This is a genomic window from Halomonas sp. DP5Y7-2, from assembly GCF_019802025.1.
Taxonomy (GTDB): domain Bacteria; phylum Pseudomonadota; class Gammaproteobacteria; order Pseudomonadales; family Halomonadaceae; genus Halomonas; species Halomonas litopenaei_A.
The window spans coordinates 1-11,343 of record NZ_JAHVHY010000001.1 but is presented as its reverse complement, the minus strand read 5'-3'; the positions used below and the strand labels follow the sequence as shown (position 1 = coordinate 11,343).

Sequence of the window (11,343 nt, the reverse complement as noted above, 5' to 3'; positions counted from 1 at the left end):
GCCTTTTGGCAGCGCAGTGCTGACCCTGGGCCATCGTTCTGCTGGCCCGGGGCAAGAAAGGGTGGTCATCTCACGCGTCGAGTAGACGTCGTACCTCCGCGATGGCGGTGGCACTTTTCAGTAGCGACAGGGCCTGTTCCATGTCCTGATGCAGCGGCCGACTTTCGTCATAGTGATCGATACGCTCTCTGACCAGGCGCCGTGTGAGCTCGGCTCCCAGGCCAAAGCCCGTGTTCGGAATCAAGTCCAATGCCTGCACGGCCAGTAACAGCTCGATACTGAGCACGCGAAGAGCGCCTTCCAGCGCCTGGTCGAGCTTGAGTGCGGCGCTGTCGCCGAAACTGAGGTGATCTTCCTGCAGGCCAGAGGTGAGATAGTTATCGACCGATGCGGGCAGAGCCAGCCGCTTGACCTCTGCCGCCAGCGACGCTGCCGTGTACTGGGCAATCATCAGTCCGGACTTCACTCCGCTGTCGCGGGTGAGAAAGGCGGGAAGTTCGCTGGCCTGGGGAGTGACCAGGCGATAGCTTCGACGCTCCGAGATAGATGCCCACTCACACACCGCCATGGCGAGGCTGTCACAGGCCAGGGCGACCGGCGCCCCATGAGGGTTAGCCTGTGACACGATTCTGGCATGTGGGCCTTCGCCGATCACCAGAGGATTGTCGGTAGCTGCGCTGATCTCTCCGTCGACCAGGCGTATCGCGTGCTCAAGCTGTTCCCGGCAGCTGCCATGGACCTGGGGCATGGCCCGCACGCTGAGCGCATCCTGCAGGTGGTGGCCCTGACACTGCTGCAGGTGCTGGCTGTCGGCCAGCAGTCGCCGCAAGTTGGCGCCACTGCGCACCACGCCAGGCTGACCCTTCAGCGCCAGCACCTCAGGCGCGAAGGCAGCCTGCTGGCCTGACAGCGCCTCGAAACTGGCAGCGCCGATGGCGTCGGCCCAGTCGGCCAGCACATGGGCATCGTCCAGGGCGATACAGGCAAGCCCTGTCATCGCGGCGGTGCCATTGACCAGACTGAGCCCATCCTTGGGACCCAGCACGACGGGCGTCAGCGCATGCTGAGCGAACACGTCGCCGGCGGGGCGTCGTTCACCGGCATGGTCGACCTCACCGACGCCCAGCAAGGCCAGACCAATATGGGCCATGTGTGTGAGGTAGCCCACAGACCCCCGGCCTGGCACCACCGGGGTGATGCCCATATTAAGAAATGCCAGCAGTCCTTGGACGATGCCCGGGCTGATGCCCGAATGCCCATGGCTCCAGTTGATGACCGCGCAGCACATGATGGCACGGACCTGTTCGACCCGCAGGGGGGCTCCGACTCCGCAGGCATGGCTCATCAGGGTATTGCGCGACAGGTCACTTAGCTGCTGGCGATCCAGCACCACGTCACACAGCGCTCCCAGGCCGGTGTTGATGCCATAGTAGTGAGTGCTGGCATCCGCCATCTGCTCGACCACCTGGCGGGCCCGCTCGATGCGTGTCCAGCGACCCTCATCCAGCGTCAGCTCGCGTCCTTGGCGGGCGACGGCGATGACATCCAGCCAGCCGGGGGCTACGTCTGAGACTACGACCGGGTTACTCATTCACGCCTCCTGTCACCGGCTGAGAGACCTCGGCCGGCTGCTTGGCAGCACCCTGGGGGGAGCGAGTCATGAAGGTTCGCACGGCGCTGATCAATATCAGCACGAACAGGAAGACCACGGTAAAGCCTCCCGCTGCGGCAAGATACTTGATGCCATCGACGCCTTGGGCGCCTCCGCCGAAGGCCACCATCACATAGGCGATAGCCGCAATCGACAGACCCCACAGGATCTTCTGCTGCTTGGGCGACTCCTCTTCTGCGGACATGTTGCTGGTGCAGATGGTGGCGATGGTCGATGACATGGAGTCTGCCGCCGTTGCAAATGAAATGACCAGGGTGAAAATCGCCAGTGGTACCAGCAGGCTGGCCATGGGCAGGTGCTGGAGGAAGCCCCAGAGTCCGGATACCGCGCCGCTGTCATTGATGATGCTGACCAGATCCAGCGTTCCATCCATCTGCCATTTGAGGGCGGACCCACCCCAGATGGCAAACCAGACCAGGCCGAAGACCGAGGGCAGAATCCAGTTGATGATGAGGAACTCCCTGAGCGTTCTGCCGTAGGAGATACGGGCCAGAAACAGTCCCATGAGGGGGGCGTAGGCGATCCAGATCGACCAGTCATACATCGTCCACCAGGTGACCAGCGCTTCGCCACCAGACTCCTTGGTATCGAAAGCCCAAAGAAAGAAGTTGTCTGCCCAGTAGCCGAGGCTTGTCACCGAGAGGCTCAGAATATAGTTGAGGGGCCCGACAATGATCAGAATCGCGACGAAGGCATAGAAGATATAGGCGTTGATCGATGACAGCACGCGGATGCCGCGTTTCAATCCCGAGACAGCGGAGGTGATGAAGATCGCCGAGATCGCAATCGTCAGCACCAGCCAGGTCATGGCGTTGGATTCGATGCCGTACTGTGCCTCGATGCCTGAGCTGATCAATGCCAGACCTGCGCCAAGAGAAGAGGCCAGGCCGAGCGCGATGGCCAGAACGGAAATGATATCGATCAGGGACCTTACCCAGATCTTGCTGCCGTGCCTGCCCAGTACGGGGCTGACGGTTGAGGAGATCGAGAAGCGTTCTCTGCGGTTAAAGTGCATGTAGCCGATCATCAGCCCCACGATGGAATAAAGCGCGTAGGGAATGAATGACCAGTTGTGGAAGCTTCTTGCCAGGGCAAAGATGGCGGCCTCGCCACTGCCGGGAGCGAAGCTCTGGTGACTGATTTCGCCGTAGATGTTGCCTAGATAGATGATCGGTTCATTGACGGAGTAAGTGACGACTCCCGTGGCAATCCCTCCCGTCAGCGCCATGGCGAAGGTGGCAGCGAAGGAAAAGGTAGGCGTTGCATCCTTGCCACCCAGCCGAATATCACCGGCCCGGGAGAAGAAGATGAAGCCCGACACCACCAGGGCCGTTACGGCAATCAGCTGATACAGCCAGCCAAAGTCAGACAGGGAGATGTAGAAGACCCCTTTGGCAACATCGACCAGCATGTCGTTGTTGATGAGGCCAGTGGCCACGGCCACCATGATGATGGAAAAGGTGGGTATGAAGACGGCTTTTCTTAGCGGCCTTCTGCTGGAGGCGGACATATTCTTGTTCTCCACGGGTGATGGCGTTACCAGGTGGCGCAGTGGATCAGCATTGTCGGGTGTTGTCATCGGCCGATCTCACAGCTGCGTGTGGCAGGCTTAGGGAAACGCTGCACCGATGCCTGAGCGGAGGTGCTCAGCGCTTCCTTGACGAACCGCTGATGCGGTCCGTCAATCCGTCATAATGTATATACAATAAAAATCGAAAAGGCTAGAGCCGAGTGAGCTGGCGATCACGTCAGCTCCCTGAAAGACAGATCGCTCTTCTATTAATTTATCTTTGATAAACAATGCGTTGGATGTCCTTCTAAGCTTCGATCCGATAATGGGTAGTACCAAAGTAGGGGGTGGTAGCAAGGTAGGGGGAGTGTCAGGACAGAGGGTGAGAAGAAGGCAGAGTAACACGCTGGAGGGCAAGGAAAGCCCGAAGCCATGAAGGTCGAAAGATGTCGCTTAAATGTGTATACATTTGCTTGGTGAACGGGCCGGGGCGCGATAGGGTTGTCGCGGTGTGTGCCAGGATGGCAAATCAGGGTAGGCCCTTTCATCTGCTTGATACCCGCTGTCTTGTTCCGGGCAAGGTGATGGGCTAAGGTCGAGATCGCATGACACGGGGTGTCCTGGCTGAGCCAGGGCTGAGAAATACCCGTCGAACCTGATCCAGTTCATACCGGCGAAGGGATGTCAGCGCAGTCGTCTGTCCCTGGCTCGACGTGCGTTCCCCGCCTCGACCAAGGACTCATCGCATGACCCCTCCCGATACCTCTCCTGTTGTCGACCCCATTGCGCCTGATATCTCCGCTCAAATTGTGCTGATTACCGGCGCAGGACGTGGTCTGGGCGCTCACTTGGCACGCGCCTTCCTGCGAGAAGGCGCTCGCGTGGTGGTCAACTACCGCCGCAGCGTAGAAGGCGCCCGGGCGCTGGTCGCTGATTACCCGGAACACGCCTTGGCCGTCGCTGCGGATGTGTGCGATCGGGATGGCGTGGAGGCCATGTTGGCGAGGGCCAGTGAGCGCTTCGGTGGACCTGTGACTACCGTGATCAACAATGCGCTGCCGGACTTTGCATTCAATGGGGACGCACGGCCTGGACCTGACTCGTTGAGCTGGGAGCATCTGGACCATCAGCTTCAGGGGGTGGTGCGTGGTGCGCTCAATACAGTGCAGGCAGCGCTTCCCGGCATGCGCGAGGCGGGTGTCGGGCGTGTCATCAATATCGGTACCAACCTGTTCCAGAACCCGGTGGTGCCCTACCACGACTACACCGCGGCGAAGGCGGCGCTGCTGTCGCTGACGCGCACGCTGGCCCACGATCTCGGCCCTGACAATATCAGCGTCAACATGGTCTCCGGCGGTTTGCTGCGCACCACGGACGCTTCCAGCGCCACACCCGATGCGGTGTTTGACCTGATCGCCGCCAGCACACCGCTGCGGCGGGTGACCACCCCGCAAGAGTTTGCAGACGCGGTACTACTGTTGGCTTCCCCGTGGGCCAGGGCAATTACCGGGCAGAATTTGATTGTCGATGGCGGACTGGTGAAAGGCTGATGACCTCCATGCACTTGAATCTCTTCATCCTGGGCTGCGGTCATCACAAGGCGGCCTGGCGACATCCTGATTCCAGCGTCGAGCGATTGGCGGATATCGCCTACTACGAGGAGCTGGCCAGGCTTGCCGAACGAGGTCGCTTGGATGCCGTTTTCTTTGCCGATGGCCATGCCGCGGGCAATGTTGCAGATGGCCCGCTGTGGACCTTGGAGCCGCTGACAATGCTTGCCGCGATGGCGCGTGCCACACAGCATATTGGCCTGATCTCGACCGTCTCCAGCACCTTCCATACTCCCTTTCATGCGGCTCGCATGCTGGCGTCGCTGGACCATATCTCGGGCGGTCGGCTTGGGTGGAATCTGGTGACGTCAATGTTCGATAGCGAGGCGCGCAATCATGGTCTGGAAGGCATGCCGGGCCACGCGCAGCGCTACGCTAGAGCGGAAGAGTTTGCCAATACCGTGCTGGCGCTGTGGGACTCCTGGAGCGATGGCGCGCTGCTGCGAGATCGCCACGGCGATTATGCGGATGCTGCTCAAGTGCAACCGATTCATCACCGCGGCGAGCATTTTCTGGTCGATGGCCCCTTGACGGTGCCGCGCTCGCCACAGGGCCATCCCGTGCTATTTCAGGCCGGGGCATCAGCACAGGGGCGTGACCTGGCGGCACGCTATGCCGAAGCCATTTACGCGGTGGCCTACGACCTGCCATCGGCCCAGGCTTACTGCGCTGACCTCAAGGCGAGGGTGAAAGCCGCAGGCCGTCCAAGGGTGGCGATCATGCCGGGGCTTGTGACCTACGTCGGGTCTACCGAGGAAGAGGCCCGACGCAAGCAGCGTGAACTCGACGAGCTGCTGCCGGTAGAGGCCTCGCGGCGACAGTTGAGCCAGTTTATCGGCCAGGACGTCAGTCACTGGGAGCTGGATGCGCCCGTGCCCGCGCTGCCGCCGCTGGAGGCTTTCACGGGTCCGAAAGGACGCTATGCCACCATCCTGCGCATTATCGAGAGTGAACGGCCAACCCTGAGACAGCTAATGGGACGGCTTGCCGCCGGAGGTGGGCACTGCACGATGGTGGGCACGCCGGAGGGGATTGCCGATGAGATGCAGCGCTGGGTTGAGCAGGGTGGGGCCGACGGCTTTAACCTGATGCCACCCTCACTGCCTCACGGCATCGAGGACTTTATCGAGCAGGTCGTGCCGGAATTGCAGCGACGTGGGCTCTTCCGCCGGGAATACGTGGGCAAGACGCTGCGCGATCATCTTGGATTGTCACGCCCCAGCTGCTGAGCGGGCGTCTTGCTCACGCTGCTGATACGACAGCCTCTATAGCCACAGCCGCCATAACAGCGGGGGAGCTAGCCCCGCCGTTATGGTTTCGGTTAAGTGGCGTCGGTTTGATTGCCTTAGGGAAACACTGCATAAATTACTGCGCTCGATATCTCGGCTGCTGGCGGTGCTCAAGATCCTCATTTAACCGCATGTAAACTCCGGTCTTTCCGCTCCGGCAGCTACCGACCTGTCATCGCTCGAAACATTTATTCAGCGTTTCCTTAGTTCTGGAAGCGTCTCACCAGGCCGCTCATTCGGTCAAAGTCGTAGCTCTCCCGGGATGGCATCAGCTTCATCAGGACGAGAGATACGAGCACCGGAACAAAGGCAGCCAGCAGGAAGGATTCCAGTAATGTCGCGGTGCCACCGTTAGGCGAGGGGAACATCCACAGTCCGGCCAGCAGACCTGCTGCGGTACTGATCACTGCATTGCGACCGTGATAGCGGCGGTTGAACAGGCCGAAAAACACCGGAAAGGCTGCGGCAGAGCACAGCAGGTCTGCCAGCAGGAACAGGTAGAGGACGCTGTAGCCCTGCGCAGCGACCCACGTCACTGGTACTGCAGCGACGACGATGAGCCAGCGCGCCATTCTCATCAAGGCCGCCTCACTGGCCTGGGGCAGCAGCCTGTGCATGTCGACGGCGATAATGCTGGAGGTGGCATTGATCGTTGTGTCGGCGCTACTCATTACCAGCGCAAGGCCAAGAGGAATCAGGGCCAAGGCAAACCACAGAGGCACGTCGGACAACAATACGCTGAACAGAGCGACGGAGCCGTCTCCCTCAAGTCCTAGGCCGATGAACGCCAGACCGAACAGACCCATGAGCACGATGACCGGGAAGTTGAAGAGTCCCGCGATCCAGAAGCCACGCCTGAGCACGCGAGTATCCCGGGCCGCATAGATCCTCTGCCAGGTTCCTTGGTAGAACAGACCCGTCAGCATCACCGCGAGAAAGAAGGTCAGGCCTGCGCGCAGGCCGCCAGCATCGGTGATATCCAGCAGTTGCGGAGCGCGCTCGCGCAGCCCCTCGAGCGTCGGAGCAACGCCACCCGCCGCCTGCCAGCCAAACATGAGCAAGAGAGCCAGCAGTGGCAGGATCACCAGCATCTGCACCTTGTCAGTGAAGATGGTGGTACGCAGACCGCCGTAAAAGGTGTAGAGCAGGGTGGCGATCATCACCACGCTGGCGGTTAGCCAGAGGGGGATGGGGGCCAGCAGGGTCACCATGTGGGCAATGGCGGTCAGCCCTGCAGCCAGAGAGATAAACAGGTAGAACAGCATAATCGCCAGGGTGAAGGCATACATCGTGCGGCCGTAGCGGTGGATCACGAACTCGGTCAGGCCGTGGCCTTCGGGAATCAGCTCCCGCATGCGTCGACCAAGAGGAATCATCACCAGGCGAGGCACCATGGAGCCGAGCGCGTAGCCAATGACCGCCGCGATACCGCCCCAGGTGGCAGCCTGGGCCGGTCCAAACAGGATCCAGGTGCCCAGTGTGGTGGCAATCAACGTCAGCACCGTGGCACGAGTGTTCTGGCTGTTTCGTGCGGAGATGTAGTCATCAAGGCCGCCCCGACGGCGTCGGGCGTAGAGCAGGCCTGGAATGGCAAAGATGGCAGCGCACAGCAGCAGCCACAGCGCCGTCCAGAGAGGGTCGAGCATCATCGAGAGAAACCTCTTTCTTATCGTTGTCCGCAGGGACCAGTGGACATCGGGACGGACGGCGGGCAGGAAGAAAGAGGGAGTGCGGCAACCATCCTTCCCTTCGCCGGCATGACCCGGATCAGGTTCAAAGGGTTACCGCGCAATGCGGAATCTCAGCCCCGTACTATGGCCTTGGTGCGATACAGCGCTGTCGCGGCGCTGTCACGACCTGTATGGCCAGTAGGGCTCCCCTAGGAAGAGGTCCAGACTAGGGCCGGCTAGTGGGGCTGTCAATTGCAGAAAGGTAGGGCGCTCGTTGCGGAAGCATCGCGCCGCTAACGCCCCTCGAGTGACATTGCTTGGCAGGCCCGATCCAGCCAGTGGGTCGTCTCCGAGAGCCTGGGGTGGGGGTTGTTGTTGCAGTCGAAGCAACCCGAGCTCTTCGCCACCTCTGCCAGCGACGTATCAGAGGTAGCGTTCAGCACGAGGGTGCGCCGATGCCCTCCGCCGCCGGCAAGAAAGTGGGCGGCTTCAGCGTGCTGGACTTCCATGGGAAAGGACAGGTCTGACATGGGAAAGGACAGGTCTGACGTGGGAGTGTCTGGTGAGACAGTGTCTTCGGCAAGCGCAGTGCCTGGCTGGCCTCTGCACCAGATGACTTCAAATCCCCTCTGATGGGCATGCAGGCCAATGCGATGCACGTCCCTGATCGGCCCAGCCATTACCAGGCGCAGCGCAGGTTGGATCAGCAGCGCAAGCAGCTGATCGCATTGCTGTACCAGTGGCTCATGTTGCTCGACGCGCCTCAGTCGGGCGGGGGAGCCATTCAAGTTGATAAGGCGAACCAGCGCAGGTTGTCCGAGCAGCGTCGCGTGCAGGACTTCCAGATGGGTCTGTGTCGGGCTGTCCGGCAGCAGTAGTTCCGCGACGTGGTCGCGACCCTGGCTGACATGGACTGTCGTCAGGGGGGAGTGATGGACGTCGGCGTGCTGGCGCAGGTCCTTAAACGGATGCGGTAGTCGGTAGGCGTTGCCGTCCTCGTCAACCGGCTCCGCTTGAGTGGTCTGCATACGGTAATCCACAAGACCGTAAGCGCTGCCCAGTTGAGTCTCCAGCCAGGCGGCACGTCCTTGGTACGTGAGCGAGAGAGCTCGCTCGATCGCCATCAAGTTTTGGTAATACATGGCATTCGCCTCTTGAGCACCGTGAGCGAACGTACTGTCCACGCAGCGTGGAAAATTCTGATGCATTCAACCATACAAACAGCCAAATTCATGAGCAGGCCAGAAGGATGCTTGTGCGTCCTATCACGTCAGGGGAACGACCAGGAGAGCCAGCATGGACCAGTATGCCTGGGTGCGAGAAGCATTGACGCTTGCCGGGACGGTACTCGTCAGGGTGTCGCCAGCGGCGGTGGTGCTAGACGTGGCCGGCGATTGTGCGTCGGTGTTGGGAGGATCTCGCGATGAGGTTGTCGGACGTTCGTTGTCGGAGCTGCAGGGGCACTCCGCCAGGCTTGCAGAAGCCATGGCGGGTGCGGGCAGGCAGTGGGACGAGCAGGGAAGGGGGCAAAGCCGTAGCTCGGCTTACGTGATGCTGCCTGATGGCAGCATGGTGCTGCGTCTGCCGATGCAGCAACGACCTGATCATGGTGTGGTGGCTCGGCTAGCGGATCATCTTCCTGTCATGGTGGCCTACGTGGATCGAGACCTGTGCTTTCGCTTCAACAATCAGGCATATCAGGACTTCATTGGCCTTACGTCGTCTGAATTGGCAGGTCAGCCGGTGGCATCGGTTCTCGACGCCTCCTCCTATGCGAAGATTCAGCCGCGCTTCGCGCGTGCCCTGGCGGGGGTAGAGGTCAGCTACGAGGATGCACTGGTATTGCAGGACGGCAGGAGAGCATTTTTCAAGGTGAACTACTTGCCGGATATCGTGGATGACGGTGTCGCGGGCTTCTACGCCATCATTCAGGACGTCTCTGAATACCGATCGATGATCCAGCTGCTACGGGATGTGCACACCGGCGTTAACCGCACGGATATCGAGACGTCCGAGATCGTCGATATGCTGCTGCGAGATGCGCTTGTTTACCTGGGCCTGGACATCGCGTTGGTCAGCGAGGTGGTGGGTGAGCAGTACAGCGTGCGCTGGGCGGCCAGTGATGGGGCGCCGGTAGGTCCTGGGGATACCTTTCCTCTGGGAGATACGTATTGCCGTCTTACCCTTGATGCGTGTGACGTCTTTGCTACCCATCATGCCAGGTGTGATGAGCGTGTTAGCGGGCACCCCTGTTACCAGGCGTTTCAGTTGGAAACCTATATTGGTGCGCCCATTTGGATAGAGGGCTCCGTCTGGGGAACGCTTAATTTTTCCAGCGCTAGACCTCGTCGCCAGCCCTTTTCAGAGGTTGATATTGAGCTGGTGCGTCTGCTGACCGGTGCAGTAGAGCGAGTGATTACCAACGAACTGGACGTAGCGCGAATCAAGAGGGAGCGCGACGAGCTGGAAGATCAGGCATTGCGTGACCCGCTCACGGGATTGCCCAATCGGGCGCAGCTCGATCGCTATGTCGACGAACTTATAGAGGAGAGCACTTCACGGGGGACGGGCTTTGCCCTGGCTGTGCTGGACATCGACTTCTTCAAGCAAGTGAATGACCACTATGGGCATGTGGTAGGAGACCAGGTCTTGGTGTGGCTCGGTCAGGCCGTTGAGCAGTGTCTGCGTGATGGTGACCTGGTGGCCCGTACCGGAGGCGAGGAGTTCGTTATCGTCATGCGTCATGCCGCATTGGAGGAGGCCATGAGCGCGGCGCAGCGTGTATGTCAGGCCATCAGCCAGAGCCAGATCGAACTTGCAGACGGTCAGCAGTTGAACATCACCATCAGCATGGGCGTCGGTGCTTACACCAAGGGGGAGACGTTTACGTCGCTATTTGAGCGCGTGGATCAAGAGCTGTACGCCGCAAAACACGCCGGACGCAACCGGGTATGTGGTAAGCGTCACATGGCCTAAACAGAGGCTGGTCTTTTGCTGGTCTTTTGATGGTCTTCGCTTTCGGCGCGCTAGTGCTCGTTCCCTGCAAGGTGTCTTGCCAGGTCTCTTGCCAGGTGTAGTGGCGTGAAGGCCTTGGCGATGCCAGGGCCTTTTGCGTGCCGATGCCTTGCGACGGTGTATGGATGTGGCAATGACGGCGACTAAAGGTGGGTTTCCGCGAACGTTATGGCGAGGACATAACAGAGCCGTCATGCGCTGATGAGTTTTTTTGATCCAGGCTATTGCCAAGCTGCCTCGAGATCCGTAAAGTACGCATCCGCTGCCGGCGACGAGCAAACGTCACAGGCGGTAAAGAGTGGTAAAAGTAGTTGATTTGAAAAGGCTTTTTGAAGCTTCTCGGAAAGATCACTGCTTGACGAGCAACGAAAAATCGGTAAAATGCTCGCCACTTGATCGGAGTCGCCGGCAGGGCATCAAAGGATGCGCTGAGGCACGCTTCGCTCTCTTTTGAAGTCTGCAAGCATCGCTTGCAGGACGCAAAAGAAAGCGCTTGACGAAACGCTTCGATTCTGTAGAATACGCCTTCCTCGCAGGGCGCTGAGCAAAGCGCTCGGCAACAGCGAGGCGCTCATTG

The 11,343-nt window shown here is 60.1% G+C and carries 8 protein-coding genes and 2 riboswitches; of the genes, 3 read left to right on the top strand and 5 right to left on the bottom strand.

Translation table 11 applies throughout. The features are described 5' to 3' along the window. Positions 1–70: 70 nt before the first annotated feature. Both hutH and KUW18_RS00035 read right to left on the bottom strand, forming a co-directional pair. Positions 71–1,591: a histidine ammonia-lyase gene (hutH, locus tag KUW18_RS00040; RefSeq protein WP_222560513.1), complete on the bottom strand. Its 1,521-nt coding sequence runs from the start codon at positions 1,589–1,591 to the stop codon at positions 71–73. Further along, positions 1,584–3,251 (bottom strand): BCCT family transporter, encoded by a 1,668-nt coding sequence (locus KUW18_RS00035; protein WP_261396369.1) that lies wholly within the window; start codon positions 3,249–3,251, stop codon positions 1,584–1,586. Before KUW18_RS00035 ends, hutH begins: the two co-directional genes overlap by 8 nt. A gap of 532 nt (positions 3,252–3,783) precedes the next feature. Then, positions 3,784–3,881, top strand: a riboswitch (TPP riboswitch). 47 nt (positions 3,882–3,928) lie between these two features. On the opposite strand from KUW18_RS00035, the gene KUW18_RS00030 reads away from it, so the two are divergent. Both KUW18_RS00030 and KUW18_RS00025 read left to right on the top strand, forming a co-directional pair. Further along, positions 3,929–4,732 carry a 3-oxoacyl-ACP reductase gene (locus KUW18_RS00030; RefSeq protein ID WP_222560512.1) on the top strand — a complete coding sequence of 268 codons (804 nt, stop codon included), beginning with the start codon at positions 3,929–3,931 and terminating at the stop codon, positions 4,730–4,732. Then, a complete protein-coding gene (locus tag KUW18_RS00025) occupies positions 4,732–6,021 on the top strand; it encodes an LLM class flavin-dependent oxidoreductase (protein ID WP_261396368.1) in 1,290 nt (429 codons plus the stop codon). The genes KUW18_RS00030 and KUW18_RS00025 overlap by 1 nt, the downstream gene beginning before the upstream one ends. Positions 6,022–6,284: 263 nt before the next feature. On the opposite strand, the gene KUW18_RS00020 is transcribed toward KUW18_RS00025, so the two are convergent. After that, on the bottom strand, positions 6,285–7,730 hold the full coding sequence (locus tag KUW18_RS00020) for a sodium:solute symporter family protein (RefSeq protein WP_222560511.1): 1,446 nt from the start codon (positions 7,728–7,730) through the stop codon (positions 6,285–6,287). Positions 7,731–7,808: 78 nt separating this feature from the next. Then, positions 7,809–7,972, bottom strand: a riboswitch (TPP riboswitch). Positions 7,973–8,044: 72 nt separating this feature from the next. After that, complete coding sequence (locus tag KUW18_RS00015; protein WP_222560510.1) at positions 8,045–8,893, bottom strand: hypothetical protein; 849 nt, start codon at positions 8,891–8,893, stop codon at positions 8,045–8,047. 154 nt (positions 8,894–9,047) lie between these two features. Here KUW18_RS00015 and KUW18_RS00010 point away from each other — a divergent pair, with 154 nt between their 5' ends. After that, on the top strand, positions 9,048–10,727 hold the full coding sequence (locus KUW18_RS00010; RefSeq protein WP_222483863.1) for a diguanylate cyclase: 1,680 nt from the start codon (positions 9,048–9,050) through the stop codon (positions 10,725–10,727). A gap of 387 nt (positions 10,728–11,114) precedes the next feature. Here the strand turns inward: KUW18_RS00010 and KUW18_RS00005 are convergent. Further along, the coding region (locus KUW18_RS00005; RefSeq protein WP_222560509.1) for a hypothetical protein at positions 11,115–11,343 on the bottom strand (229 nt) is incomplete at its 5' end.